26 protein-coding genes and 1 tRNA gene are annotated in these 26,815 nt (G+C 64.6%); 17 read left to right on the top strand and 10 right to left on the bottom strand.

Features of this window, described 5'->3' with window-relative positions; all coding sequences use genetic code 11:
- Nucleotides 1–24: 24 nt before the first annotated feature.
- Entirely contained in the window at nucleotides 25–1,713 is a 1,689-nt protein-coding gene (locus OWC48_RS21900; RefSeq protein WP_282521803.1) for an MFS transporter, read from the bottom strand.
- 136 nt (nucleotides 1,714–1,849) lie between these two features.
- On the opposite strand from OWC48_RS21900, the gene OWC48_RS21905 reads away from it, so the two are divergent.
- From OWC48_RS21905 to OWC48_RS21935, 7 genes are all read left to right on the top strand, one after another.
- Entirely contained in the window at nucleotides 1,850–3,220 is a 1,371-nt protein-coding gene (locus OWC48_RS21905; protein ID WP_282521804.1) for a hydrolase, read from the top strand.
- A 34-nt stretch (nucleotides 3,221–3,254) separates the two neighbouring features.
- On the top strand, nucleotides 3,255–4,622 hold the full coding sequence (locus OWC48_RS21910) for a cytochrome P450 (RefSeq protein ID WP_282521805.1): 1,368 nt from the start codon (nucleotides 3,255–3,257) through the stop codon (nucleotides 4,620–4,622).
- Between the two features lie 51 nt (nucleotides 4,623–4,673).
- Nucleotides 4,674–6,083: an adenylate/guanylate cyclase domain-containing protein gene (locus tag OWC48_RS21915; protein ID WP_282521806.1), complete on the top strand. Its 1,410-nt coding sequence runs from the start codon at nucleotides 4,674–4,676 to the stop codon at nucleotides 6,081–6,083.
- A 121-nt stretch (nucleotides 6,084–6,204) separates the two neighbouring features.
- Nucleotides 6,205–6,693 carry a TerB family tellurite resistance protein gene (locus OWC48_RS21920; protein ID WP_282521807.1) on the top strand — a complete coding sequence of 163 codons (489 nt, stop codon included), beginning with the start codon at nucleotides 6,205–6,207 and terminating at the stop codon, nucleotides 6,691–6,693.
- A 231-nt stretch (nucleotides 6,694–6,924) separates the two neighbouring features.
- Nucleotides 6,925–7,704, top strand: a complete 780-nt coding sequence (locus tag OWC48_RS21925) for an SDR family oxidoreductase (protein WP_282521808.1) — start codon at nucleotides 6,925–6,927, stop codon at nucleotides 7,702–7,704.
- Between the two features lie 192 nt (nucleotides 7,705–7,896).
- Complete coding sequence (locus OWC48_RS21930) at nucleotides 7,897–8,691, top strand: glutamine amidotransferase (RefSeq protein ID WP_282521809.1); 795 nt, start codon at nucleotides 7,897–7,899, stop codon at nucleotides 8,689–8,691.
- A gap of 151 nt (nucleotides 8,692–8,842) precedes the next feature.
- Nucleotides 8,843–9,655, top strand: a complete 813-nt coding sequence (locus OWC48_RS21935) for an enoyl-CoA hydratase (RefSeq protein ID WP_282521810.1) — start codon at nucleotides 8,843–8,845, stop codon at nucleotides 9,653–9,655.
- Nucleotides 9,656–9,776: 121 nt separating this feature from the next.
- On the opposite strand, the gene OWC48_RS21940 is transcribed toward OWC48_RS21935, so the two are convergent.
- A tRNA-Ala gene (locus OWC48_RS21940) sits at nucleotides 9,777–9,852 on the bottom strand.
- A 189-nt stretch (nucleotides 9,853–10,041) separates the two neighbouring features.
- On the opposite strand from OWC48_RS21940, the gene OWC48_RS21945 reads away from it, so the two are divergent.
- From OWC48_RS21945 to folD, 3 genes are read left to right on the top strand one after another with little or no spacing between them, the layout of a single operon-like run.
- Nucleotides 10,042–10,332: a YggT family protein gene (locus OWC48_RS21945; RefSeq protein WP_007598721.1), complete on the top strand. Its 291-nt coding sequence runs from the start codon at nucleotides 10,042–10,044 to the stop codon at nucleotides 10,330–10,332.
- A 15-nt stretch (nucleotides 10,333–10,347) separates the two neighbouring features.
- On the top strand, nucleotides 10,348–10,716 hold the full coding sequence (locus OWC48_RS21950) for a DUF167 domain-containing protein (RefSeq protein ID WP_282521811.1): 369 nt from the start codon (nucleotides 10,348–10,350) through the stop codon (nucleotides 10,714–10,716).
- Between the two features lies 1 nt (nucleotide 10,717).
- Nucleotides 10,718–11,602 carry a bifunctional methylenetetrahydrofolate dehydrogenase/methenyltetrahydrofolate cyclohydrolase FolD gene (gene folD / locus OWC48_RS21955; protein ID WP_282521812.1) on the top strand — a complete coding sequence of 295 codons (885 nt, stop codon included), beginning with the start codon at nucleotides 10,718–10,720 and terminating at the stop codon, nucleotides 11,600–11,602.
- 43 nt (nucleotides 11,603–11,645) lie between these two features.
- Here the strand turns inward: folD and ppa are convergent, their stop codons facing one another.
- Both ppa and OWC48_RS21965 read right to left on the bottom strand, forming a co-directional pair.
- Nucleotides 11,646–12,182 (bottom strand): inorganic diphosphatase, encoded by a 537-nt coding sequence (gene ppa, locus OWC48_RS21960; RefSeq protein ID WP_014490715.1) that lies wholly within the window; start codon nucleotides 12,180–12,182, stop codon nucleotides 11,646–11,648.
- Nucleotides 12,183–12,360: 178 nt separating this feature from the next.
- Nucleotides 12,361–12,870 (bottom strand): GNAT family N-acetyltransferase, encoded by a 510-nt coding sequence (locus OWC48_RS21965; RefSeq protein WP_014490714.1) that lies wholly within the window; start codon nucleotides 12,868–12,870, stop codon nucleotides 12,361–12,363.
- A 261-nt stretch (nucleotides 12,871–13,131) separates the two neighbouring features.
- On the opposite strand from OWC48_RS21965, the gene OWC48_RS21970 reads away from it, so the two are divergent.
- Genes OWC48_RS21970 through OWC48_RS21985 form a run of 4 tightly spaced genes read left to right on the top strand, consistent with a single transcriptional unit; the run spans nucleotide 13,132 to nucleotide 16,291 of the window.
- Nucleotides 13,132–14,031, top strand: coding sequence for a dienelactone hydrolase family protein (locus OWC48_RS21970; protein WP_282521813.1), 900 nt, complete (start codon nucleotides 13,132–13,134; stop codon nucleotides 14,029–14,031).
- Entirely contained in the window at nucleotides 14,028–14,495 is a 468-nt protein-coding gene (locus OWC48_RS21975) for a DUF2269 domain-containing protein (RefSeq protein WP_282521814.1), read from the top strand. Before OWC48_RS21970 ends, OWC48_RS21975 begins: the two co-directional genes overlap by 4 nt.
- An 8-nt stretch (nucleotides 14,496–14,503) precedes the next feature.
- The gene (locus tag OWC48_RS21980; protein WP_282521815.1) at nucleotides 14,504–15,823 is read left to right on the top strand and encodes an SDR family oxidoreductase; all 1,320 of its coding nucleotides are present in this window, start codon (nucleotides 14,504–14,506) and stop codon (nucleotides 15,821–15,823) included.
- 60 nt (nucleotides 15,824–15,883) lie between these two features.
- Nucleotides 15,884–16,291 carry a thiol-disulfide oxidoreductase DCC family protein gene (locus OWC48_RS21985; protein WP_282521816.1) on the top strand — a complete coding sequence of 136 codons (408 nt, stop codon included), beginning with the start codon at nucleotides 15,884–15,886 and terminating at the stop codon, nucleotides 16,289–16,291.
- Between the two features lie 140 nt (nucleotides 16,292–16,431).
- Here the strand turns inward: OWC48_RS21985 and OWC48_RS21990 are convergent, their stop codons facing one another.
- The 3 genes from OWC48_RS21990 to OWC48_RS22000 form a co-directional block, all read right to left on the bottom strand.
- Entirely contained in the window at nucleotides 16,432–17,676 is a 1,245-nt protein-coding gene (locus OWC48_RS21990) for an NAD(P)/FAD-dependent oxidoreductase (RefSeq protein ID WP_282521817.1), read from the bottom strand.
- A gap of 173 nt (nucleotides 17,677–17,849) precedes the next feature.
- Nucleotides 17,850–19,676, bottom strand: coding sequence for a translational GTPase TypA (typA, locus tag OWC48_RS21995; protein WP_282521818.1), 1,827 nt, complete (start codon nucleotides 19,674–19,676; stop codon nucleotides 17,850–17,852).
- A gap of 291 nt (nucleotides 19,677–19,967) precedes the next feature.
- Nucleotides 19,968–20,744 (bottom strand): Crp/Fnr family transcriptional regulator, encoded by a 777-nt coding sequence (locus tag OWC48_RS22000; RefSeq protein WP_282521819.1) that lies wholly within the window; start codon nucleotides 20,742–20,744, stop codon nucleotides 19,968–19,970.
- 187 nt (nucleotides 20,745–20,931) lie between these two features.
- Here OWC48_RS22000 and OWC48_RS22005 point away from each other — a divergent pair, with 187 nt between their 5' ends.
- On the top strand, nucleotides 20,932–21,315 hold the full coding sequence (locus OWC48_RS22005) for a response regulator (RefSeq protein WP_282521842.1): 384 nt from the start codon (nucleotides 20,932–20,934) through the stop codon (nucleotides 21,313–21,315).
- A 24-nt stretch (nucleotides 21,316–21,339) separates the two neighbouring features.
- On the opposite strand, the gene OWC48_RS22010 is transcribed toward OWC48_RS22005, so the two are convergent.
- Nucleotides 21,340–22,881 carry an alkaline phosphatase gene (locus OWC48_RS22010; protein ID WP_282521820.1) on the bottom strand — a complete coding sequence of 514 codons (1,542 nt, stop codon included), beginning with the start codon at nucleotides 22,879–22,881 and terminating at the stop codon, nucleotides 21,340–21,342.
- Nucleotides 22,882–23,046: 165 nt separating this feature from the next.
- Nucleotides 23,047–24,492 (bottom strand): TAXI family TRAP transporter solute-binding subunit, encoded by a 1,446-nt coding sequence (locus OWC48_RS22015; protein WP_282521821.1) that lies wholly within the window; start codon nucleotides 24,490–24,492, stop codon nucleotides 23,047–23,049.
- Nucleotides 24,493–24,643: 151 nt separating this feature from the next.
- Here OWC48_RS22015 and OWC48_RS22020 point away from each other — a divergent pair, with 151 nt between their 5' ends.
- Both OWC48_RS22020 and OWC48_RS22025 read left to right on the top strand, forming a co-directional pair.
- A complete protein-coding gene (locus OWC48_RS22020; RefSeq protein ID WP_282521822.1) occupies nucleotides 24,644–24,946 on the top strand; it encodes a 4a-hydroxytetrahydrobiopterin dehydratase in 303 nt (100 codons plus the stop codon).
- Between the two features lie 91 nt (nucleotides 24,947–25,037).
- The gene (locus tag OWC48_RS22025) at nucleotides 25,038–25,409 is read left to right on the top strand and encodes a YkvA family protein (protein ID WP_282521823.1); all 372 of its coding nucleotides are present in this window, start codon (nucleotides 25,038–25,040) and stop codon (nucleotides 25,407–25,409) included.
- A gap of 239 nt (nucleotides 25,410–25,648) precedes the next feature.
- Here the strand turns inward: OWC48_RS22025 and OWC48_RS22030 are convergent, their stop codons facing one another.
- On the bottom strand, nucleotides 25,649–26,803 hold the full coding sequence (locus OWC48_RS22030; RefSeq protein ID WP_282521824.1) for a TAXI family TRAP transporter solute-binding subunit: 1,155 nt from the start codon (nucleotides 26,801–26,803) through the stop codon (nucleotides 25,649–25,651).
- Nucleotides 26,804–26,815 lie beyond the last annotated feature (12 nt).

The raw sequence follows: 26,815 nt of genomic DNA on the forward strand, positions 1-26,815 counted from the left end.
GTTCTCGTAGCTACGCAGCAAAACCTACGTGCTGCTTCCCGCCGCGCTCGCGACCACAGGCAGCACCTCGGCGCCGGCACGATCCGGCGTCTCTTCCTTCCAGCGCACCGAGCCGAACGGACGCTCCAGCATGCGGCGGATCCGCACCGGATCGGGGCCGATATGGAAATCGATCGCCTGCTGATGCAACGCGCGTTCGGACTGCGTCGAGCGGTTGCGCTGGCGCAGATAATCGAGCCAGGTCGGACAGTGGTAGCGCTCGGTCCACAATTCGGGGTCCGCGATGTCGCGCGCAATCGACCAGCCATAGGCGCCGTTGCGCTGCCGGGAGAGCTGCACGTCCTGCATCACATTGTGGAAGGCGCGCGCGTTCTCTTGGCTCACCCTATATTCGATCTCGACCACCAGCGGCCCGCTGCGCGCCGTCAGCGACAGTTTGACTTCCGGATCGGCCAGCACGTCCGCGTCCTCGTTGCGGGCGCCGACGCGCGGCATCGCCAGCCAAATGCCGAGCACCGGCGAGATCAGCATCAGGCTGGCGGCCGTGAGCAGCGCGACCTCGACGCCGGCATAATCGGTGAGATGGCCCCAGCCCCAGGCGCCGATCGCGATGCCGCCGGATATCGAGGCCTGGAACGCCGCGAGCGAACGGCCCGCGACCCAGCGCGGCGCCGAGAGCTGCACGCCGATGTTGAACAGCGCGACGGCGGCCATCCAGACCGCACCGGCGAGCACAAGCGCCGCCGCCGTCAGCACCGGCTCCGTGCTCACGGCAAGCGCGGCCATCGCGAATGCCATCGAGATGGTGCAGGCGCGGATCGCGGCCTCGCCGCTCATGCGCTTGCGCAATTCATGGATGTTGAGCGCACCGACGACGGCGCCCATGCCGAAGGCACCCAGCATGATGCCGTAGGTCTGCGCGCCGCCATGCAGCAGGTCGCGCGCGATCAGCGGCATCAGGGCCATGATGGCGCCGCCGATCAGGCCCATCACCAGCGTGCGCAACAGCACGATCTTGATCGGCGGCGAATTGGTGATGTAGCGGAAGCCCGAGACCATCGCGCGGTTGAGCTTCTCCCGCGGCAGGCGCGAGGGCTCGGTGCTGCGCCGCCAGAGCAGCAGCACCACCAGCAGCGGCAGATAGAGGATCGCGTTGCAGGCAAACGCCGCCACCGCGCCGAGCGAGGCGACGATGACGCCGCCGACCGCGGGACCGAAGCTGCGTGCAATATTGTAGCTGATGCCGTTCAGTGCGACGGCTGACGGCAGTGATTCGGGCGGGACCTGCTCGCTGACCGAGGATTGCCACGCCGGCCCGAACAGCGCATTGCCGCTGCCCACTACAAAGCAGAAGACGAGCAGCGTTTCCGGAGTGATCAGCTTGAGCCAGGCCAGCACCGTCAGCGCAGTCGCGCCGATCAGCGCGATCGCGAGCGAAATCAAGGTCACGATCCGCCGGTCATACATGTCGGCGATGGCGCCGGCCGGCATCGAGATCAACATGATCGGCAGCATCAGCGCGGTCTGCACCAGCGCCACCTTGTCGGCCGAGGCCGCCATCTGCGTCATCGCCCAGGCCGCGCCCACGCCCTGGATCAGGAGGCCAAGATTGGAGAGCAGGCTGGCGAGCCAGATGCGCCGGAACACGGTGTACCGCAGGGGTGCGGCGATGCCGTCGCCGGCGAATTTCTGACGGTTCGGCTGCTCGGTCATATCCCCTTCCATATGGGCTGGCAGAAGTGGTCTCAGGTGATTCCGGCAGGCTCAGTGATGCCCGCGAAAGTCCTTCGCTGTCCAGTGGTTAGGCCGGTATAAGCGGTACAAAGAGATGGTTTTGCCGGAGAAACATATGAAGCTGTCGCGACGGTCGATCCTGCTGGGGGCAGGCAGCTTGCCTTTCGCGGTTGCGAGCTTGAGGACAGGCGCGCTGGCCCAGACCACGCCCGCGGTGCAGAGCGCCGAGGTGCCCCCGATTCTGTTTGTCCACGGCAATGGCGATTACGACGCGCTCTGGATGACGACGCTTTGGCGGATGGAATCCAACGGCATCGCGCGGGATCGCATGGCGGCGATAAATTTCACCGATCCCAATGCTCGGAGCGACGACAAGGTCGAGCAGGCGGGGCGCTCCTCGGCCGAGGACCAGCGCCGCGAGCTCGCGGCGGCCATCGCGGACTTGAAGCGCCGCACCGGCGCGGTCCGCGTGGCGCTGGTCGGCAGCTCGCGCGGCGGCTACGCCATTCGCAACGTCATCAGGAACGGCGGGGCTGACGATGTCAGCCATGCGGTCCTGTGCGGCACGCCCAATCACGGCATCTTCGCAACCGAGGACCAGCCGAACAACGAATTCAACGGCCGCGGCGCATTTCTGCGCGGCCTGAACGAGGGCGAGAGCGAGGTGACGCCGGGCACGGCCTTCCTCACCCTGCGCAGCGATGGCATGGACAAGTACGCGCAAGCGGACGGCCGCTTCATCGGCAAGCCGGGCACGCCGACCGGCGTCACCGTCGAAGGGCCGGAGTTGACGGGCGCCACCAATCTCGTGCTCGGCGCGCTCGACCATCGCGAAGTGGCGTTTCACCCGCGCGCCTTCCGCGAGATCTACAAATTCATTGCCGGCCGCGAGCCCGCGCGGATCGCGATTGTGCCGGAGCAAAGCGTCAGGTTGAGCGGCCTTGTGACCGGCACGCCGGGCGGCGTGTCGACCAATCGCCCGGTGGCAGGTGCAACCGTCGATGTCTTCCGCGTCGACCCTGATACCGGGGAGCGCAAAGGCGGCGCGGTGCACAGCGCGAAGACCGGCGCCGACGGCCGCTGGGGTCCAGCGCAGGTCGAGCCTTCCTGGTTCCTCGAATTCGTCCTGACATCGCCAGACGCGCCGACGACGCATATCTACCGCTCGCCGTTCGCGCGCTCGTCCGATGTCGTGCATCTGCGTGCCGCGCGCCCGCTCGGGCCGGCGGACAAGGATGCCGGCGCCGTCGTGATCATGTCGCGCCCGCGCGGCTATTTCGGCCTGCCGCGGGACGTGGTGTTGCTCGACGGCAAGGAGCCGGCCGACGTCAAGCCGGGTGTGCCCACGGATTCGGCAGCAACCTTGCGGCTCCCGGCCGCGGAGGCCGGGCGTAACATCGTGGCCCAGTTCGGCGAAGAACGAATTGTGGCGCGCGCCTGGCCCGCCTCCGAGAACAGGATTGCGATTGCCGAGCTGACTTACTAGCTATTGGGCTGGGTCACATCTGCGGGAGAGAGCCATGAACATCGCCAGTGTGCGTCGGCCCATCATCCCTCCGACCCCGCCGCGTGCGCCCGACGATATGTCGTTTTTCGGGCGGGTCGCGGTCCTCAAGCAGAACATGATCGCAACCTGGGGGCAGCGTGCCTACGAAGAAGAGGTCATCAAGGGCCGCTTTTTCCTCCATAACAGCTTCATCCTGAATCAGCCGGACGCAATCCGGCATGTCCTGCTCAACAACTATGAAAACTACACGCGCACGCCGGCGGGGATCCGCATGCTGCGTCCGGTGCTCGGCGAAGGACTTCTGATCGCGGAAGGCCATGCCTGGACGCATCAGCGCCGTACGCTCGCGCCGGCCTTCACGCCGCGTGCGACTGCAAATCTCGTCCCGCATATGACCGCGGTGCTCGACGAGACCATCGCGAAGTTGGATGAGCGTACAAGCGAGCCGGTCGATCTGCGCGAGGCGATGCAGCGCATGACGCTGGAGATCGCCGGGCGCACGATGTTCTCGTTCGGCATGGACCGTCACGGCCCGACCTTGCGCAACTTCGTCATGGAATACGGCGCGCGGCTGGGACGGCCCTATTTCCTCGACATGCTGCTGCCGGTGTCCTGGCCGACCCCGATGGATTTTGCCCGCGCGCGCTTCCGCAAACGCTGGACCGAATTCGTCGCGATGCTGATCGCCGAACGGCGCACGATGGGCAAGAAGGACGGCGCGCCGCCGCGCGACCTGTTCGATCTCATGGACGCGGCGCGCGATCCCGAGACCGGCAAGGGCTTTTCCGACGCGCAGCTCGTCGACGAGGTCGCGACCATGATCCTGGCGGGTCACGAGACCACGGCAACCGCGCTGTTCTGGGCGCTCTATCTGCTCGCGCTCGATCCGGAGACGCAAGAGGAAGTTGCCTCCGAGACGCATGGCGAGCATCTCGACAGCATGGCCGACATCGATCGCCAGAAGTTCACACGCGCGGTGATCGAGGAGACCATGCGGCTCTATCCGCCGGCCTTCCTGGTCGCGCGTGCCGCGCGCGAGAAGGACAATGCGGCCGGCGTCGAGATCGGCAAGGGCGACATCATCATGATCGCGCCCTGGCTGCTGCACCGCCATGAGAAGCTGTGGGATCAGCCGAATGCCTTCATTCCAAAGCGCTTCATGTCGAAGGAGGCGCCCGACCGTTTCGCTTACCTGCCGTTCGGCGCGGGTCCACGCGTCTGCATCGGCGCGCCGTTCGCGCAAGCCGAATCCGTGCTGGCGCTGGCCCGGTTGATCGGCGCGTTCCGTATCGAGCTTGCCGACAGGGTTCCGGTGATCCCGCTCGGCGTCGTGACGACCCAGCCGGACCATTCACCTTTGTTCCGCATCACGCGTCGGTGACAGACATTCGTCTGCCCGATGGCGCGATCCACCCCAGATAGAGCCTCCGCCATGAGCGACATCCAGGCCCAGTTTTCCGTTCTGAAGCAGACCGCCGATGCCAAGGTGGTCGATGCGATTGCGCGTCTCATCGAGAACGGCGAGGATCACGAGCTCAACCGCGTCAATGTCCTCGATTTCTCCAGGCAGCACGGCCTCGACGAAGAGCACACGATCTCCACCTTCCTGCATTCGGCGCGGCTCGGACTGTTCGATCTCGGCTGGAACGTGCTCTGTCCGGGCTGCGGCGGCGTGCTGGGCGCCCATTCGACGCTGAAGGCGCTCAAGCCGGACGATTATCACTGCGCGCTCTGCGCCTGCGGCTACAAGGCGTCGGTCGACGATCAGGTCGAGGTCTCCTTCACCGTGAATCCGCGCGTGCGGCGCATCGCCGCGCACGATCCCGATACGCTTCCGGTGTGGGAATATTTCAAGCAGGTGTTCTGGAGCTCCGGCGTCGACTTCAACAAGGAATCGTTTGCGACGCTCGCCAACGAGGTGACGCTGGATACCATGGAGCTGCCGGCCGGCGAGAAGGCGACCATGTCGCTGCAACTGCCGGGCGACTTCATCATCATCTTCGAGCCGGTGACGCACGCCGCCCATTTCATCGACGTCCAGGGCGAGCCGACCAAGGAGCGCCAGCAGTTCGCGATCATGTACAACAAGGTGCAGGCTCCGACGGGGACGACGACCATGCGGCCGGGGCCGCTGCGGCTGTCGCTGGAGAACCAGGCCGGCGTGCGCGTGTTGCCGTCGGTGTTCATCGCGGCCGAGGCGCTCCATCATCTCATCGGCAAGCGCAAGCCGTTCCTCACCGCCAAGCGCATGCTGTCGAACCAGACGTTTCGCGATGTCTTCAAGGCGGACAATCTCAGCCTCGACCAGCGGCTCCAGATCACGTCGCTGACCTTCCTGTTTACCGATTTGAAGGGCTCGACCGCGCTCTACGAGCGCGTCGGCGATCTCGCCGCCTTCGATCTCGTGCGCGCGCATTTCCATGCGCTGCTCGAGATCATCTCCTCCGAGAAGGGCGCGGTGGTGAAGACGATCGGCGACGCCGTGATGGCGACCTTCGTCCGCCCGGAGCACGCCATCGTCGCGGGCCTGCGGATGCGGTCCGCGATGGACGAGCTCAACAGGCAGCGCGGCACCGACGATCTCATCGTCAAGATCGGCATTCATGAAGGCCCGTGTCTTGCGGTGATGCTCAACGAACGCCAGGATTATTTCGGCCAGACCGTCAACATCGCCGCTCGCGTCCAGAGCCTGTCGACGGCGCAGGAGATCCACATCACGGGCCCCGTGCTCGATGCGCCCGCGGTCGCCGAAGTGCTCGAGCAGCGCGCGATCAAGCCGATCCAGAAGCAGGCGGCCCTGCGCGGCATCGCCGACAAGATGGTGGTGTACGAGATACCGTGACAGATTGCCGAAAGGTAATGCCCGCGCGGAGCTGAGGCACGTTGCGGCGGTTGAGTTTCCCGCTCATATAATGCTGGTGGCGGCCGCACTCCCGCGGCTCCATCGATTTCGGTAGGATCCTATGCTCGACGGCCTGCGCCAATTCATCACCGACATTGTCGCCCCTCATGCCGGGGATCGCGCATTCGGCGATAGCGATTACCGCCTTGCGGCGACTGCGCTGCTGGTTCACGTGGTCTCGCTGGACGGTCAGCCGACGGCGACCGAGCAGCGCAAGCTGCACAGCCTGATCGAAAGCCATTTCGGGCTGGATCACGGTACCGCCGATCGCCTGATCGCGGACGCCACCCAGGTCGAGGGCGAGGCCGTCGACCTCTATCACTTCACCAGTGTCATCATGCGCTCGCTCGACGAAGAGGGCCGCAAGCGCATCGTCCAGATGATGTGGGAGCTGGTCTATGCCGATGGCCAGGTCTCCGAGTTCGAGGACAACGTCGTCTGGCGCGCCTCCGACCTGCTCGGGATCGCCCAGCGGGACCGGATCGACCTCAAGCATGCGGTCGCAAATCGCGCCGTTGGTCAGGTCAAGGACGGTGCCGTCGGGGGTTGAGCCGTCTCGACGCGGTATTATCGGCGGTTGTGCTGACCACATGACGAAACTTTAATATACCCTCGTCGGCCACCCCGGCCCCGGATTTCCCCGTAAAATCCGTGGTTTTCCTGCTTCCCTGTTGCCCGCTCAAGCAGCCATGCTGTCGGTGACGCTTGCCTGTCGCGCTCGGCCTATGCTCTCGTTCCGCTATTGCGGGGCCAAAAAACTTCAATTCAAGAGACTTCGATCGTGACTGAGCGGGTAACGTTGATCACCGGTGCCTCGGCGGGCATCGGCACGGAGCTGGCGCGTGTGTTCGCCGCCAACGGGCATCGCCTCGCGCTGACGGCGCGACGCGTGGACCGGCTGGAGGCGCTTGCGAACGAGCTCGCCGCCAAGGGCGGCAAGAAGCCGATCGTGATCGCCTGCGACCTGCAGGAGGCGGATGCGGGCGAGAAGATCGCGGCCGTGCTCGCCGCCGAAGGCGTCGAGCTCGACCATCTCGTCAACAATGCCGGGTTCGGCGTGTTCGGCGATGCGATCGAGCGCGACCGCGTCGAGCAGGTCGGCATCGTCGATGTCAACGTCCGGGCTCTGACGGATCTGTCGCTGCGCTTTGCCGATCAGCTGATCAGGAACAAGGGCGGTCTTCTCAATGTCGGATCGGTCGCGGGCTTTCTGCCCGGCCCCGGCATGGCCGTGTACTACGCGTCCAAGGCCTATGTGATTTCCCTCACCGAGGCCTTGCGGGCGGAGCTCGCGCCGCGCGGCGTTCGCGTCACCGTACTTTGCCCGGGTCCGGTGCCCACCGAATTCCAGGCGCGCGCCGGCGTCGGGTCCGGGCATGATACGGCTCTTCTCAACGTGTCTGCCGCCGATGTCGCGCAACAGGCCTATCGAGGCCTGATGGCCAACAAACGGGCAGTGCTGCCTGGTCTCGGCATCAAGATCGTGCCGTTCGCGCTGCGTTTCTTCCCGCGCGGCTTCATCCTGTCCGCCACCAGCCGGTTCCAGAGGCAGAGGCACTAGATTTCTTGTTCTGACGCGTTTTCTTGACGCGAACCGGTATCCACTTCGCTCGAAAACGCTTTGAAGAAAGCTCAAAGCTCCGTAATGGCCCGGAGCTTGCTTCAATATCGGGACGCGTGTGCGCGAACTCACACGATGTTAACTACCGCTTAGCTATGCTGGCGGTCTGAACCGATAGCACTCGCAGAGGCCATGTCGTTCCGGACGGACAGGTTTGGTGGCGCAGAATTGGTGCCCTTCCCCAGAAGGACGCCGAGCGCCGCCGCCTCCGAAGCCCGGTTGCCGGTTCTGATCATCCTGCATCAGGAATCCTCGACACCGGGCCGCGTCGGCAATGCGCTGCGCGCGCTCGGCCATCGCCTCGACATTCGCCGACCGCGCTTCGGCGATCCCCTGCCCGACACGCTCGATCAGCATGCCGGCGCGGTTTTCTTCGGCGGTCCGATGAGCGCCAACGACCCCGACGACTACATCCGCCGCGAGATCGACTGGATCGAAATTCCGCTCCGCGAACAGCGACCGTTCCTTGGCATCTGCCTCGGCGCGCAGATGCTGGCGATGCAGTTGGGGGCCCGCGTCGCACCGCATGCGCAGGCACTGGCCCAGATCGGCTACTATCCGATCCGTCCGACCGCCGCGGGCCACGCGCTCTGCCCGAATTGGCCGGCGCAGGTCTATCACTGGCATCGCGAGGGATTTGAGCTGCCCGTCGGCACCGAGCTGCTTGCGGAAGGCGACGATTTTCCGATCCAGGCGTTCCGCTCCGAGAACGCTTTCGGGGTGCAATTTCATCCTGACGTGACCTGCGCGATGATGCATTGCTGGACCACGCGCGGCTATGACGGCCTCGGCGCGCCCGGCGCGCGCGAGCGGCATCATCATTTCGCGGACCGTGCCGTCTACGACGTTGCGGAACGGGCTTGGCTCGATCATTTCATCGACGGCTGGCTGGCGCGCCGGCCGGCGCTGGCGCAAGCCGCCGAGTGATCGCGCCATCGCGCAGGTGCTTCGCCTAAGTCCTTGGCCTAAGTTCTTGGCCTAAGTCCTCGGCGCAAGCCCTTGCCTGATCCCTGGATATGCTAGGCTCGTTCCTAACGAGCGCGCGCGAACGCGTGCCGGCAGACACAGGGAGAGCGCCGTGGCCTACGAACACATTCTCTATGAGGTGAGCGACAAGGTCGCGACCATCACGCTCAATCGCCCTGATCGCATGAATGCGTGGACGCCGACGATGGAGCGCGACGTGCGTCACGCGATGGAAGCATCGAGCGCCGATGACGATGTCCGCGTCATCGTGCTCACCGGCGCGGGCCGCGCCTTCTGCGCCGGCGCCGACATGGATGCGCTGAAGGGGCTCGACCCCAACGACGTCAGGCGTGCCTCGAACCTGCCGCCCTTCGACATGAACCGCCGGCCGGACTGGCAGACGCGCTACGGCTTCTATCCGTCGATCGGAAAGCCCGTCATCGCCATGCTCAACGGCGCCACCGCCGGCATCGGCCTCGTCCACGCGCTTTATTGCGACCTGCGCTTTGCTGCCGATAATACCGTCTTCACCACGGCCTTCGCGCGGCGTGGCCTGATCGCGGAGCACGGCATCAGCTGGATGCTGCCGCGCATCGTCGGCCACGCCAATGCGATGGATTTGCTGCTCTCGGCGCGGCGCGTGTCGAGCGAAGAGGCGTTGCGGATCGGCTTGGTCAACCGGCTCTGCGCGCCTGAAAAACTCCGCGAGGAAACCTACGCCTATGCACGCGACCTCGCCGATTTCGTCTCGCCGAGCGCGATGGCCGTGATCAAGCGGCAACTCTACGAGGTGCCGTTCCAGACGCTGGCGGAGGCGACGATCGAGGCCAACCGCGAGATGATGGTCGCGCTGAACGGCAGCGATTTCCGGGAGGGGGTGGCGAGCTTCATGGAGAAGCGGCCGCCGAGGTTTAAGGGGAAGTAGGGGGATTTTGCGGAGGTAGCCCGGCTTCGCCCTGCGGGCTTCGCCGCGGCAGCCTTCGCTCGTTTCGCTACGAGAGGCTGTCCGGGCCTGCCGAGCCGTAGCTCGCGAAGCGAGCGAAGGCTGGTGGAGCCAGGCGGGATCGAACCGCCGACCTCGTCATTGCGAACGACGCGCTCTCCCAGCTGAGCTATGGCCCCGTTTGGCGGCCACTCTGGTGAATGCGGCCGACAACCGGGCGCCATTTAAGTCCCCGGCAAGGTCAAGTCAAGGACAGGTGTGACCCGGTTTTAACCATCCCGGCACCGACTTCCCTTGTTTGGGCCGGGGGGAACCGATATCTAGCAAAAAGCGTCAATCCCGACCGAAAGCCAGAGTCTTCAAAAGCCATGCGTGCCGTTCTGGACATCGTCATCATCGTGCTCGACCTCTACGTCTGGCTGCTGATCGCCTCCGCGATCCTGTCCTGGCTGATCGCTTTCAACGTCGTGAACACCCGCAACCAGTTCGTTTCGGCGGTGGCGGAGTTCCTGTACCGGATCACCGAGCCGGTGCTGGCGCCGATTCGCAATTTCCTGCCCAGCCTCGGCGGCCTCGATATCTCGCCGATCATCCTGATCCTGCTCATCATGTTCATCGAGCGGGTGATCCTGTATTACATCTACCCGAACGTGATCTAAGCAGGCGGGAGCGCCTTGGTTGCGAAACAGGCCTTCAAGGAACCCTGGCGCTATTCGGCCGCAGGAATCAGCATCGCGCTGCGGGTGACGCCGCGCGGCGGCCGCGACGACATCGACGGGATCGAGCAATTGGCCGATGGCCGCAGCGTGCTCAAGGTGCGGGTGCGCGCGATCGCCGATGGCGGCGAGGCCAACAAGGCCGTTCTGGTGCTATTGGCGAAATCGCTCGGCGTTCCCAAGGCCAGTGTAAAGCTGCTATCCGGTGCCACCTCGCGGCTGAAGCAGATCGCGGTCGACGGCGATCCGGCGCGGCTCGGCGAAGCCCTGCGCAAGCTCGCCCAAGCCAGATCGGCAGACGCCAAACCGACAGACCTAGGGAACTGACATGACGGCCAAGATCATCGATGGAAAAGTCATCGCCGCGGAACTCCGCGCGCGCGTCGCTGACGAGGTTGCCCGCGTCAAGCGCGAGCACAATCTGGTGCCGGGCCTCGCGGTGGTTCTGGTCGGCAACGACCCCGCCAGCGAGGTTTATGTGCGCTCGAAGCACACTCAGACCCAGGCGGCCGGCATGGCCTCGTTCGAGCACAAGCTGCCGGCCGACGTGTCGCAGGCCGATCTGCTGGCCGTCGTGGCCAAGCTCAACCGCGATCCGGCCGTGCACGGCATTCTGGTGCAGCTGCCGCTGCCGAAGGGCCTGAACACCGAGGCCGTCATCAACGCCATCGATCCCGCCAAGGATGTCGACGGCCTGCATCCGAACAATGCCGGCCGGCTCGCCGGCGGTTTCGAGGCGCTGTCGCCTTGCACGCCGCTCGGCTCGATCATCCTGACCAAGAGCGTCCACGCCTCGCTCGAAGGCATGAATGCCATCGTGATCGGCCGCTCCAATCTGGTCGGTCGTCCGCTGGTGCAATTGCTGCTCAACGAGAACGCCACGGTGACCATCGCGCATTCGCGCTCGCGCGATCTGCCCGGGCTCGTGAAGCGCGCCGACCTGGTCTATGCCGCGGTCGGCAGACCCGAGATGGTGCGTGGTGACTGGCTCAAGCCGGGCGCGACCGTGATCGACATCGGCATCAACCGCATCCCCAAGGACGACGGCAAGACGCGCCTCGTCGGCGATGTCGCCTATCAGGAAGCACTCGCCGTTGCCGGCGCGATCACGCCGGTCCCGGGCGGCGTCGGCCAGATGACGGTCGCCTGCCTGCTGGTGAATACGCTGCGCGCGGCGTGCGCGATCGCAGGGCTGCCGAAGCCGGCGGTGTAGGTTCTCTTCACCTCGCCCCGCTTGCGGGGAGAGGGAGAAGAGCTCACGCCTTCTTTTTCTTCTCGCGCTCGATGCCTTCGAGGATCAGCTTCTGCGCGTCTTCCGGGCCACCCCAGCGCAAAATCTTCACCCATTTGCCCTTCTCGAGATCCTTGTAGTGCTCGAAGAAGTGCTGGATCTGCTGCAGCGTGATGTCGGGCAGGTCGGAGTACGACTTCACCTTGTCGTAGCGCTGCGTCAGCTTCGACGACGGCACAGCGAGAATCTTCTCGTCGCCGCCGGCTTCGTCTTCCATGAACAGCACGCCGACCGGACGCACACTCATGACGGCGCCGGGGATGATGGCGCGGGTGTTGATGATCAGCACGTCGCAGGGATCGCCGTCATCGGACAGCGTGTGCGGGATGAAGCCGTAGTTACCGGGGTAACGCATCGGCGTGTAGAGGAAGCGATCGACAACGAGCGTGCCGGCTTCCTTGTCCATCTCGTATTTGATCGGTTCGCCGCCCACGGGGACTTCGATGATGACGTTGACGTCGTGGGGTACGTTTTTTCCGATCGAGACCGCATCGATACGCATTCAAGGCTCCGTTGTTGCCGAGGTTAAATCGCGCCCGGCAGCGATTTTGGCGCTGTCATACGCGGGCTTGGCCCGCCAATCCATCGTGTTTTTGTGAAATAATGAATCCAGCGACTACCGGCTCAAAAGGCAACGGTATCGACGGATGGGAAACGCTGCCGGCTAGACTTTCAGCAGCTCAATTGGTCCAAGCGAAGGCAACCTTGTCGAGCGACTTCGGCCCGAAACGCTCGGAGGAGCGCGCCACCATGCGGCCGCCCAAGGCGCGGTAGAACTCGGTCGCCGGATCGTTGTCCGAGAGCGCCCACACCACCATGCTCTTCAGGCCGCTCTGCATCAGGTCGCGGCGGGCTGCGGTGAACAGACGGCGGCCGAAGCCGAGACCCTGGAATTCCGGACGCAGATAGAGCTCGTAGATCTCGCCGTCGAAGTGCAGGCTGCGGGCGCGGTTGCGGCCATAATTGGCATAGCCGGCGATCTTGTCGCCGAACACGAGCACGCTGACGCGGCTGCCTTTGCGAATCGCACTGTCCCACCACTGCGGTCCGCGGCGGTTGATCAGCTTTTCCAGTTCGCCACCGGGAATGATGCCCTGATAGGCGGAGCGCCAGGCTTCGTCATGGGTGGACGCCACCGCAGTTGCATCTGCAGCTTTGGCCGGCCGGACCTCGATCAGGGTTGTGCTCATGGACGCAATCAAACCAAGTCGTCGCGCCGGCGGCAAGACCTATCGTTAATTATCGGTTAACGTGTGGATTTTGTGCATCAGTATTTTAACCATGTTGTACCGAAAAAAGACAGGACGCCATTTCGAACGGCAGCGGCCTGCCATTGCCGGTGCAAAACTGCCCTGCGGCAATCAATGAACCGCGATGGCAACGCAAAAAGTCCGCCGACAATGATTCGTTCCTGCAGATCGGTCGCCGTCCGTGTTCGCCTGCGGCAATTCATGCGGCTCTTCAACATCTTCGCCCTTCTGCCCGTGCTGGCGTTGCTGCTGGCGCCGCCTCTGTGCGCACAGGTCACGTTTGGGTCATCGGGTGAGGAGGGCGAGCCGTTTCGCCGGCAGCAATGGCGCGTGCCATCGCCGGATACCGACATTGCCGCGCATGCGCTGCTGTTTCGCCCCGTCGGCGCCGGTCCGTTCCGGCTTGCGGTGATCGCACATGCCTCGACGCAGAATGTGCTGCGTCGGGCGCAAATGCCGCAGCCTGAATACCGCGCGCTGGTCGCGTTTCTCGTCGCACGCGGCTTCGCCGTGCTGGTGCCGGAGCGGCTCGGCCATGGTGCGACCGGCGGCCGCTATGTCGAGGACCAGGGCGGCTGCGACGAGGCGGATTACGCGCGTTCGGGTCGCGCGACGGCCGCCGAAATTTCGCTCGCGCTGGATTTTTTGCGAAAGCAGGATTTCGTTCGTCAAGACAGGGTCGTCGTGCTCGGCCATTCCGCCGGCGGTTGGGGGGCGTTGGCGCTCGCGAGTGCCGATCCGAACGCGATCTCCGCGATCGCAGTGTTTGCGCCGGGGCGCGGTGGCCACGCCAATGACGAACCGAACCGGATCTGCGCGCCGCAGACGCTTCTCGCCGCGGCGGCCGAGTTCGGCAAGGCGGCGCGCATTCCCGTGACATGGCTCGTAGCGACCAATGACAGCTATTTCGCGCCGGCGTTCTCGCGGCAATTGGCCGATGCGTTTCATGGCGCAGGCGGCAAGGTGGACTTCCGCACATTGCCGGCCGTCGGCAGCGAGGGGCATTGGATGATCGAGGGCGAAGCCGGCGTCAAAGCCGCCAGCCGCGAGCTCGGGCTTGCGCTGAACCAGTCCAAACCTGCGGCGGCCAAGAAGCCATGACGCTGTATCTCCTGGTCAAATACCTCCATGTGCTCGGCGCCATTGTCATTCTCGGCACCGGCACCGGCATCGCCTTCTTCATGCTGATGGCGCATCGCACGAATGACGCCGAATTCATTGCGCGCACCGCTTCGGTGGTGGTGATCGCGGATGCGGTCTTCACGCTGTCGGCCGTGATCCTCCAGCCGGTGACGGGCGGCCTGCTGATGATGCTTTCGGCCATGCCGATCACGGAACGCTGGCTGCTGGCCTCGCTTGGGCTCTACGTCTTTGCGGGCCTGTTCTGGGTCCCCGTCGTCTTCATGCAAATCGAGATGCGAGATCTCGCGCGCAAGGCAGCCGAGCAGCGCGGCGCTCTGCCGGAACGCTACTTCGTGCTCTACCGCCGCTGGTTCGCGTTCGGCTTCCCCGGCTTCGGCGCAACGATGTTGATCCTGTGGTTGATGATCGCGAAGCCGTTTTGAGAGATGCGATGACCCAGCGAACCGTTTTGGTGCTCGGCGCCTCCGGCCTGATCGGGCGCTTCGTCACCGACGATCTGCGCGCGCGGGGATTTCGTGCGGTCGGCGTCGCGCGCAGCCTGTCGCCCGCGCAGAAGATGAGCGCGCTTGACATCGAGCAGCCGATCCTGCCACTCGATGCAGCCGCGCTGACGCGCCTCTTCAGCGAGCACGCCGTCGACGTCGTCGTGAACTGTCTCGGCGTGCTGCAGGATGGTCCCGGCAGCGACACCGGCGCGGTGCATCGCGATTTCGTCGCGCGTCTGCTTCAGGCGATCGCCGATAGCGGCCGCGCGATCCGGCTGGTGCACATCTCGATCCCCGGGACCGCGGAGGCGGATCGCACCGCCTTCGCGACGACCAAGCGCGAGGCCGAGTGCCTGATTGCGGCCTCCGGCATTCCCCACGCGATTCTGCGGCCCGGCTTCGTCGTCGCACCATCAGCCTATGGCGGCAGCGCCATGCTGCGTGCGCTCGCCGCCGTACCGCTCGACCTGCCGCAGAAGGCGATGTCGACGCCATTCCAGTCCGTCGCCGTCGAGGACATTTCGGCGACCATCGCCTGGCTCGCCGCGCGCGATATCGACGACGCCTCAGTCAAAGCCGTGACGTGGGACCTGATGCAGGCCGAGCCAGTCACCATGGCGGGCGTCATCAAACAGTTCCGCCACGCCTTCGGCACGGCCGGCTGGCCGCGCCTCGCGATGCCGTCCTTCATGCTCGATCTCGGCGCGAAGATTGGCGATCTCGCCAATTATCTCGGCTGGATGCCGCCGATGCGCTCCACCGCCATCGCCGAGCTGCGCCGCGGCGTGACCGGCGATCCCTCGCCGTGGATTGCCGCCACGGGCGTCGCGCCGAAGACGTTGGCTGATACGATCGGGCGCCATCCCGCCACCATCCAGGACAAATGGTTCGCGCGGCTGTTCCTGATCAAGGCGCTGATTTTCGCCAGCCTGGTCGCGTTCTGGTTCGTCTCCGGCTTCATCGCGCTGTTCGTCTCCTACCGCGCCGCCGCCGGAATTTTGAGTGTGCACAACTTCCCGCCCGCGCTGGTCGATCCCATCACCATCGGCACCAGCCTGATGGACATGAGCATCGGCATGCTGATCGCCTTCCGCCGTACTGCGGCGATCGGCCTGGTCGCAGGCATCGTCGCCTCACTCGGCTACATGGTGGGCGCGGCGATCCTCACGCCCGACCTCTGGATCGAGCCGCTCGGTGCGCTGGTGAAGACAGGCCCCGCGATCGTGCTGATGCTGGTCGCGCTGCTGATGCTGGATAATCGATAGCGTTTTCGAGCGAAGTGGATCCCGGTTCGCGTGAAGAAAACGCGTAAGATAGAGAGACTGATGAGCAAATGGCCCGACGATGACGTAATCCTGTTCGACGGCGTCTGCATCTTCTGCTCGCGCTGGGTCCGCTTCGTCGCCAAGCGGGACACGGCGAAGCGGTTTCGCTTCACGCCGATCCAGTCGGATTATGGGGCGCGGCTTGCGCGTACGTTCGGCATCGATCCTGATGATCCCGATACCAACGCCGTGGTCCATGACGGCGAGGCCTTTATGAAATCCGACGCCGCGCTGACCGTGCTGTCGCATCTGCCGGGATGGAGTTGGGTGCGCGCGTTGTTTGCCGTGCCAAAACTGCTGCGAGACCCCGTGTACAGCGTCATCGCCCGCAACCGCTACCGCATCTTCGGGAAGTATGACGCCTGCTTTGTGCCCGATGCCGATCTGCGGGCGCGGGTGATTGAGTAGCTTCCCTCGTCATTGCGAGGAGCCACCCGGTCCCGCCTCCGGCGGGCCGGATGACAGGCTCCGCGACGAAGCAATCCAAACTGTCTCCAAGGAAAGATTCTGGATTGCTTCGCTGCGCTCGCAATGACCGAGTTTGCGGTTTACGGCTTGCTCAGAGTCGTCAGCACTTCCTTCGCCGCGCGCTCCCCGCTGTCCCTGGCCCCGTGCGCCGTCGTGAAAAAGCTTGGCGACGTCGCTTCGCCCGCGAAGAACAGCCGTCCATCCACCGGCGCAGCCAGCACGGCCCGGTCACCAGCGTGCCCCGGCAGCGCGTGCGAATAGGAGCCTCTTGCGAAGGGGTCGTGGGCCCAGCGCGACTCGTACAGCGGCTTGAGCTTGCGCCTGATGTCGTTGCCGAGAAAGCCTGCGATCTCGTCGATGCTGTGCGCGGCAATGGCGCCGTCGCCGGCGTCTTCCAGCTCGCGGGCGAAGCTGCCGCCGAAAAAGCCCTCGATGCAGGGCTGGCCGAACGGGCGGATGTGGTAGGTGCCCATCTCGGTGCGCATCGTGGCGCCGCGCAGATTGCCCTCTTTCGGAAAGGCTTCTGCATCCTCGAGCGCCAGCGTCACCTTGTCGTCGGCGCCGAGCGGCAGGCCGGCCGCCGCATCGACCTTGGCCGGGAGCGGCGGTGAGAAGCGGATCGCCTCATCGGCGATGAGATTGGTCGGAACGGTGACGATCGCCTTGTCGGCGGTCAGCGTACCCTGCGACGTCTCGATGCGGAGGCGCTGGCCGGAATGATCGATCAGCGTGACATTGCAGCCCAGGGCCACCGGGCAGGGCGCGCCATAGGCCGCGACCAGCGCGCCATAGCCACGGCGGATGCGCCAGTTGAGGTCGCTGTCCTCATAGGCGTCCCAGTCCAGTGTCGACATGTCCTTCAGTTCGCAGCCATTGATGTAGGTCGAGACCGCATCGATCATGGGATTCCAGCGATTGCCCGGATCGAGGCTCAGGCTCGCGGGTTCGTCCTTGCCCTTTTGCGCGGCCTGCCACAGGCGCTCGTAGAACGCGTCCATCGCACGCATGAAATCGTCGCGCTCGGCCTGCGGAAACGCGTTGCCGAAGGCGCGCTCGCGCCAGGGCGGCAGGTCCTTGTTGACCTCGAAGCCGAGCTGCTTTGCGATTCCGACGAAGGAATTCTTGTCGGCGGAGTGCAGCCAGCCGCAGCCGACGTCGAAGGTGACCTCAGGCGAGGCCTGCACGGTCCAGGCGCGGCCGCCGAGCCGGCCGCGCGCCTCCAGTACGATCACGGAGAGGCCGGAGCCAGCCAGCGCATGCGCCGCACCGAGGCCGGCTGCACCGGCGCCGATGATCGCGACATTGATGGAGGAGGGCAGGGACATGGGCGGGCTCTAGCACGTTCGCTGGGTGTGCTGAAGTCGCCACGCGCACAGCTGTCATCACCCGCGGAAGCGGGTGATCCAGTATTCCAGAGACATTTGTGGTTGAATCGATAAGCTGCGGCGTACTGGATGCCCCGGTCAAGCCGGGGCATGACAGCGTTGAGAGCGGTAGCTTACGCCACCGCTTCCTTGGACTTTTCCGCGCGCTTGCGCTCGTTCGGGTCGAGGTGCTTCTTGCGCAGGCGGATCGACTTCGGGGTGACCTCGACGAGCTCGTCGTCCTCGATATAGGCGAGCGCCTTTTCCAGCGTCATGCGGATCGGCGGGGTCAGGCGCACCGCTTCGTCCTTGGACGTGGTGCGGATGTTGGTGAGCTGCTTGCCCTTGAGCACGTTGATCTCGAGATCGTTGTCGCGGGTGTGCTCGCCGACGATCATGCCCTTGTAGACCTTCCAGCCCGGCTCGATCATCATCGGACCGCGGTCTTCCAGCTTGAACATCGCGTAGGCCACCGCGTCGCCCTGGTCGTTGGAGATCAAGACGCCGTTGCGGCGGCCCTGGATCTCGCCCTTGTACGGGGCATAGCCGTGGAACAGGCGGTTCATGATCGCGGTGCCGCGGGTGTCGGTGAGCAGCTCGCCCTGGTAGCCGATCAGGCCACGGGTCGGCGCGTAGAACACCAGGCGCTGGCGGTTGCCGCCCGAGGGCTTCATCTCGATCAGCTCGGACTTGCGCTCGCTCATCTTCTGCACGACGACGCCGGAATGCTCCTCGTCGACGTCGATCACGACTTCCTCGATCGGCTCCATGGTGGCGCCGGTCGCTTCATCCTTCTGGAACACGACGCGCGGGCGCGACACCGAGAGCTCAAAGCCCTCGCGGCGCATGGTCTCGATCAGGATCGCGAGCTGCAATTCGCCGCGGCCGGACACTTCCATCGCATCCTTGTCGGCGGCCTCGACGACGCGCAACGCGACGTTGCCTTCGGCCTCGCGCAGCAGACGGTCGCGGATCATGCGGCTCGTCACCTTGTCGCCTTCAGTGCCGGCGAGCGGGGAGTTGTTGACGATGAACGACATCGACACGGTCGGCGGATCGATCGGCTGCGCCGGCAGCGGCACCTCGACGGTCGGATCGCAGAAGGTGTCGGCGACGGTGCCCTTGGTCAGGCCGGCAATGGCGACGATGTCGCCGGCTTCGGCTTCATCGAGCGGCGTGCGCTCGAGACCACGGAATGCCAGGATCTTGGTGATGCGCCCGGACTCGACCAGCTTGCCATCGGCATGCAGCACCTTGACCTGCTGGTTCGGCTTGAGCACGCCCGACGAGATGCGGCCGGTGATGATACGGCCGAGATAGGGATTGGCCTCCAGGATGGTACCGATCATCCTGAACGGCCCTTCCTCGACCGTCGGCGGCGCAACGTGGCGCAGGATCAGGTCGAACAGCGGCTCCATGCCCTTGTCCTGCGGACCTTCGGGGCTTTCGGCCATCCAGCCCTGCTTGGCCGACCCGTACAGGATCGGGAAATCGAGCTGCTCCTCGCTGGCGTCGAGCGCCGCGAACAGGTCGAACACCTCGTTGATGACTTCGGTCGGACGCGCGTCGGGGCGGTCGACCTTGTTGATGACGACGATCGGCTTGAGACCGACCTTGAGCGCCTTGGAGACCACGAATTTGGTCTGCGGCAGCGGGCCTTCGGCGGCGTCGACCAGCACCAGGGCGCCGTCCACCATGTTCAGGATGCGCTCGACCTCACCACCGAAATCGGCGTGGCCGGGAGTATCGACGATGTTGACGCGGGTGTCCTTCCACTGCACCGAGGCCGCCTTGGCCAGGATGGTGATGCCACGCTCACGCTCCAGATCGTTGGAGTCCATGGCGCGATCCGTCACCTTCTGGTTCTCGCGGAACGTACCGGATTGCTGGAGGAGTTTGTCGACCAGGGTCGTCTTGCCGTGGTCGACGTGGGCGATGATGGCGACGTTACGAAGGTTCATGAGTGAGCTTCTTTGCGGTCGGACAATGGGTTAAGCGCGATCTCGCCGGTCAGACCGGGACCTCTTCTCGAAATAACGCTGGAAGACTGGAAACGGGCGCTTTCCGCCCAAAAAGGGCCGCCCGGCCATCTCGACCAGGCACCCTACGCGTTGCGGCGCAATATATGCAAAAACCGCCAAAAAACAATGTGTTCTTTGGGCCTTGGTTGATTGAATTTTGCCCGGGAATCCCCGGGGCTTAGTGACAATCCGGTGTCAAACCGGCCCTTGTTCGGCCGGCGGCCGCCTCGATCAGCCCTGCGCGGAGCTCAGGTCCGCCTCCTCGGTCGGATAGACCCCGCGCAGCACCTCCTCGAAGTGCATCTTCACCGCGTCGTTGCACAGGCAGGCGCGCAGGCGCAAGCCGTCGAGATTGCGGACCAGGATCGCGCCGCGCCGGGTATCGAGCACGCCCTCGGCCTTGAACGACTGGAGCACGCGGCTCGCATAGCTGCGGCCGACCCCGAGCAGCGTCGCAAGCTGCTCATGCGTCAGCGGCACGCTGCTCTCGTCGCCGGTCCGCTCCATCGCCGCAATGATCCACTTTGCCGTACGCTGTTCGATGGAGTGGATGGCGTTGCAGGCGGTGGACTGGAAGATCTGCGCCAGCATGCAGTCGGCATAGCGGGCGAAGATGTTGCGCAGCGAGGCCGAGCGCATCTTGGCAGCTTCCAGCTTGGCGACGTGAATGCGCGCGAATGGTCCGCCGAATTTCACGCAGATGCGGGTATAGGCCGGCAAAAATCCCTCGCTGACGATGCCGCCCACTGCGCCTTCGCGCCCGACCAGGATGGTCTCGACGTCGCGGCCGTCCTCATTGGGAACGAGAAATGTCGCGAGCGACGGCCCGCAGGGAAAGTGCACGACCTGGACATCGTCGCCGGGACTGTAGAGCAGCTCGTTGGCCCCGGCGGTGTCCAGGGTGACGTGCGGTGCCAGCAGCGCGTAATCAGCCGGACTCAAGCGCCGCAGCAGATTGTTGGCCGGCCGGCTGCCGATCTCGGTTGTCTTGCTGATACGGGCGTCCATCGTAAATCCCCTGCTCTCCTTTCAACACTAGCGAGGTCCGATCATGGGCTATGTGCACAAGTGGACAGACGTGAAAACTGTTCTGTGGTGAGTTTCGTTCCTGGAACCCTCCGATGCGCTGGGCGCAGGCATCGGGATGAGACTGTCCTCGATCGGTAAGAACATGCAGCCCTCGATATCCACCATCATGATACCTGCTTCCCCGGACGGATCGACCGGCATGCCCGCCGATGTTCTGATCGTTGAGGACGATCCGATCATTGCGATCGATTTCGAGGATCGCCTGCTCGGATTTGGCGTGAAGAGCGTGCGAACCGCGGGGTCGGTGGCGCAGGCGCTGGCGGCGATCGCAGCGCGCGCGCCGGATTTCGCGTTGCTCGACGTCGAGCTCGGCCGCGAGAATAGCTTTGCCGTCGCCGACCGGCTGGCGGCAGCGCAGATTCCCTTCGTCTTCGTGACGGGCTACGGTGCCGAAGCTCGGATCGCTTCCGAATTCAAGGCACGGCCGCGGCTGCAAAAGCCCTGCTCGAGCGACGCGCTGGAGGCCGCGCTGCGCTCGCGCGGCGCCTGATCGCCCGTCGGCGTTCTCCGGGCTTCAGGCAAATTTCGGATCGAGCGTGGTCGACCACAGCGGGACGTCGGCGCGGTCGCGCAAGGTCACCATCATCTGGCCGGATGCGCCGTCGATCTTGACGTGACCGAAGAATTGCATGCCCGCGGACGGCGGCAGATTCTGGTTGTCCTTGCCCGGCGCTTTGACGAAGCGCACCTCCGGTCCAAAGGTGTTGTCGAGCGCATTTGGACCAAAGGTGCCCGCATGCAGCGGGCCCGACACGAATTCCCAGAACGGCTCGAACTCCTGGAATTGCGCCTTGTTCGGATCGTAATAATGCGCGGCGGCGTAGTGCACGTCCGCGGTCAGCCACACCGTGTTGTTGATCGGCGCCATCTTGATGAAGCGCAGAATGTCGGCGATCTCGAACTCGCGGCCGCGCACCGGGCCGTCGCCCTGCGCAATGGCTTCCGATCCGCCCTTCGGCGTGTCCGAGACGACGAGGCTGAGCGGCATGTCGGAGGCGATCACTTTCCATGTGGCGCGCGAGTTGAGGAGGCCGCGCTTGAGCCAGGCGATCTGGTCCGGGCCGAGGAAGTAGCTGGCGGGCCCGTAAGCGGCTTCGAGATTGGCGCCGTTCGGGCCGCGATAGCTGCGCTCGTCGAGCACGAACACGTCGAGATGCGGGCCATAGGAGATCTGGCGATAGACCCGGCCCGGCTCAACGATGCTCTCCCGCATCGGATACATCTCGTGGAAGGCGCGGCCGGCGCGGGCCGCCAGCAGCGAGATGTCGCGCACCTTGTAGGACGCCGGCAACTCCTTCGACAGCGACCAGTTGTTGGTCACCTCATGGTCGTCCCACTGCACGAAGATCGGCACTTCGGCATTGAAGGCGCGGACGTTGTCGTCGGTGAGATTGTATTTGTGCGCGGCGCGGTACTCGTCCAGCGTCTCCGCGACCTTGGCCTTTTCGGGGATGGTGACGTTCTTCCAGATCTTGCCGTCGGTGAGCTTCACTTCGGATTCGATCGGACCGTCGGCATAGATCGTGTCGCCGGAATGCAGGAAGAAATCCGGGCGATGCTTGCGCATCGCGGAGAAGGTGAACATGCCGCCATCATCGGGATTGATGCCCCAGCCTTGCCCTGCGACGTCGCCGCCCCAGACGAAGCTGACGTCGCGACGGTCGGCGGGCGCAGTGCGGAAGCGGCCGATGACAGCTTCGCCCTCGATCGCGCTGTGTGAGAGGTCGCGAAAGCGGACGCGATAGAAGATGTCCTGTCCGCCCGGCAGGTTCTCGATCAGCATCTTCGCGGTGAAGTCGCTCTCCGGCAGCGCCGCGATCGGCGGCAGCGCGCGGGCGTCCTTGAAGGACTCGGTCGTGGCCACCTCGACCAGCATCTGCGATGGCCGGTCAGTGCGCGCCCAGACCACGCCACCGTCGACCGTGACGTCGCCGGACTGCACGCCATGCGTAACCGCCGGCCGGTCGGCCGCGCGCGAAAGATGGGGCATCGCGATCGCGCCGAGCGCACCGGCGCCGGTGGTGAGGAAGCGGCGGCGGGAGAATTTGATGTTCATGGCGGCTTCGCCTTTTGTCTCGTGCGCATCTCGCGTCGTCATTCCGGGACGGTCCGAAGGACCGGACCCGGAATCTCGAGATTCCGGATTCGCGCTGCGCGCGCTCCGGAATGACAGCGAAAGCTATACTGAGACAGTATGACGCAGCAATAACGCGGCAAGCGTTTAGGCGTTGCCGGCGGCCCTGAATTGCGCGCCTGCGCGCTGCAGGCTTTGCGGCATGGCAAACAGCACGGCCTTGCGATCGGCGACGGCGGCGTGGAACTGATCGAGCACGATGTTGATGGCGGTGAGCCCGCCCTCTTCGATGGCGCCGTGATCGAAGCAGCGTAGCGTGTCGCGCAAGATTTCGTCAGCCTCGGTTTGCATCTGGTCGAGCTCTTCGGTCGTCTCGCTCTTGCGCGCCGCCGCGATCATGTCGAACAGGCGGTCGCGCAAATGGCTGTTGTTGTCGCGCTCGTCCTTCTTGAGGTAGCCCGCGAACCAGGCGCCGAGCGAGCCCATCGCCGAGAGCGCCATCAGGGTCCACCAGATGTAATCGCTGTATTTGTCGAGGAAGGTCTTTTCCTCGCCGTCGACAAAGGCGGCGGCGCCCGGATGCACGGGGATCACCGCATCCTTGTCGGTGTCGGGCGTCTCGATCTTCGCCGCCATCGGGAATTCCGCCACCAGTTGCTGGCGCACGGCGAAGAGCTGGCGCGTGAACGCCGCGATGGTGGTGTCGGACACACCTTTGCGCGCCACGATGTGGTGCGAGAAGCTGATGGTCTTGACCTCGTCATCGGGGCGATCGGGGGAGCCGCCATAGGTGCCGGCGGGAATCTCCGCTGCTTCGTAGACGGGATGGTTTTGCGCGATCGCGTCCGCGGAATCGATCGCGAGGAAGGTCGGCGTGCCGCTGTCCTTGGCGGAAGCCGCGATCGCATCCGACGTGATCTTGCTGTTGACGGGGCCGGCTGCGAGATAGGCATCGGCCTTCTGGGCCTTGATCGCCTCGGCGGCTTCATTGGCCGGGAACTGTATGACCTCGACCTTGGCGGGATCGACGCCGTATTGCTGGAGGATCACCTTGAGCAAATTGACGTTGGCCTGGGTTCGGCCGATCACCCCGACGCGATGGCCGGCGAGCTGCGCGATCTTGGTGATCTTCGCGCCCTTCTTCTTGCCTTTGCCGGGCACGGACCACAGCACCACGACGTTCTTGCGCAGGGTCGCGACGGCTTGCGCGTTCTTCGGCACGTCGACGTCGCCGCGCACGATGGCGAGATCGGCCTTGTTTTCCGCGAGCGCATCGGCGCTGGCGGTGGCGCCGTCGGTCTGGATCGGGCGTAGCCGCACATAGCTCTTGTGCTGCGCGAATGCCTGCGTCAGCGCCTGCACGACCTTGAGGTCGTCGCTATTGGCCGGACCGACCGCGATCTTCAGCGTCACCGGCCGCATCGCAAAATAGTAGCCGCCGACGAGCGCGCCGATGATCGCAAGCACCAGCGCCAGAGATACGAGCGCCGTCCTCCGCGCCGCTGATCGCGGCGAAGGCGGGGTGGGCGCTTCGGCCAGGTCCAATCCCCCGGTCATCGATCTCCCAAACAGGCGCTTGAGGCTCAGTTTCATTTTGGCCGGCGATTTACACCCGCAATCATAGCAAATTTCTTGTCCCGAGGGGTTACATCTCCGTCATGGTTAGCGGATGGACGAAATCCGGTCTGAACCAGGGCCATATGCACGGTGTTAGGGTAAAGTTCCCCTGAAAATGGAGGCGATCATGGCAGAGCGGCTGACGGCGGAAGCACGCAAGCAGGCACTGGGCGCCATACCGGGCTGGACCGAGGTTCAGGGCCGCGACGCCATCGGGAAGACCTTTGTCTTCAAGGATTTCAACGAGGCGTTCGGGTTCATGACCCGCGCGGCGCTGGTTGCCGAGAAAATGGATCACCACCCCGAATGGCGCAACGTCTACAAGACGGTGGAGGTGGTGCTGGCGACCCATGACGCCGGCGGCGTCACCAAGCTCGACATCGAGCTCGCCAGGACGATGAACACGATCGCCAAGCTGACAGCTACCTGACATCTTGCGAGGATCGGCTGCATCCCCATGTTGTGATCAGCAGGAGATGCGGCCATCTGCCGGCCCTGGCTGAACGGGGAGTTTGTCGAACATGGCTGCCGAACACAGCATCGGCTTCGAGCCGGCCGATCGGCTCGCGGAGGATCATGAGAGCGTGCGCCGCCGTTTCTGGCGCAAGCTGAAGCGTGTCGCCGCGCAATTGCCGTTCGCGGAAGACCTGCTCGCGGCCTATTATTGTGCGTTCGACCGGCAGACGCCGCGCCATGTCCAGGCGTCGCTGCTCGGGGCGATCGCCTATTTCATCCTGCCGTTCGATTTCGTTCCCGACGTGATGCCGATCCTCGGCTTCACTGATGACGCCGCCGTGCTCGCCACCGCCATCCGTATGGTCGCCGGCCACATCACGACGGAGCACCGCGAAGCCGCCCGCGCCGTGCTGAAGCGCGGGGTGGATGAGGTATAGGAGCGTAGGCCGAGCGTACCGCTGTCATTCCCCGCGACCCGGCTACGCCAAGGCTTCGCCGGGGTTGCGGTCCAGGGCCGCCGAAGCTTTAGCGTAGGCGGCAGGCGGGGAATCCAGTACGCCGCGGCCTCTCGATTCAATCACTGACGTCACGGAGTACTGGATCGCCCGCTCAAGCCGGGCGATGACAGCGAGTGTGTGGGTGCCGCTTGCGACACCATCGGCCGCAATGCCGCTCGTTACTTCTTCTCCGCCCGCGCGTTCCCCGCGTCCCACGCCTGGAATTGCTTGAACAGCGCTTCCCTGTCTGCGTCCGACACCTTCTGGGCCGCGGGGTTCTGCTTGAGGAACGCCTCGAAGCGCTGCCGGGTCACCGGTTCGACGCCGTGCTTGTCGAGCCATTGCTGCGCCACCGGCAATCTGTTCCAGCCCGTCAGAGGTGCCGGGAGCGAGACTTCCTTCCACTTGGGATGGAAAGGCGGGTTCTGCAGGGTCGGGAATTTCGTGAAGAACGCATCCACGAACAGCGCAAGCTTACGGTAACGGTCGGTGTTGGGCGCCCAGTTGTAGGCCGCGAGCACCGCCGGCACCGCGATGGTGTCCACGTTATCGCCTTCCTTGATCAGGTTCGGATAGTCCTTGGCGGTCAGCGTCGCCGGCAGATAGTCGCTCTGGAGCGGCTTTGCATAGTCGACCCCCGCGAGGTGGAAGCGGCCGTCATTGCTGAAGGTCGACACTGACTTGTACGGCTTGCCGCCGACCACGATGACGGCGTCGATCTCGCCGGCTTTCAGCTTCTCCATCGCGATGCGCTGCTCGACATAGACGAAGTTCGCCTTGATCCCGAGCCGTTCGAACACGGTGAGCGCGGTGACGAAGGTACCGCCGTTCGGCAGGTCGACGCTGACGGTCTTGCCTTCGAGGTCCTTGAGCGTCGCGACCGATTTCGGTGCGATCACCTGCATCTCTTCATTGTAGAGCTTGGTCACATAGGTGAACTGCTTCTTGATGTCCTTGGCAAAGCCCTTGCGCTCGAGATAGTCGAGCGTATCCGCCCGTACGATGCCGAGATCGACGCCTTGCAGGAACAGAATGTCGGCGACGCTCTGCACCGAGCCGCGGCCGACGATTGGCAGCACGCGGATCTTGTTGCCGTCGTCGAGCACGGAGGCGAGGTCGGCGCCGAACTGCACGTAGGTGCCGCCGATCGTGCCGGTGATCAGCGTGACCGTATTGGCGTTCAGCGACTGCTTGGTCGAGGTCGAGCCGAACTGGAAGATGGCCTTCAGGCTGTCCGAGACCTTGGCCGGATCGTATTCGGTCTGCTCGGCGCGTGCCGCGAAGGCACAGATCGTCATGATGGCGGCAACCGCCATTCCCAAAGCGTTACGCATGATACCCTCTAA

Origin of the sequence: Bradyrhizobium sp. Arg816 (assembly GCF_029989365.1) — a bacterium.
Lineage (GTDB): Bacteria > Pseudomonadota > Alphaproteobacteria > Rhizobiales > Xanthobacteraceae > Bradyrhizobium.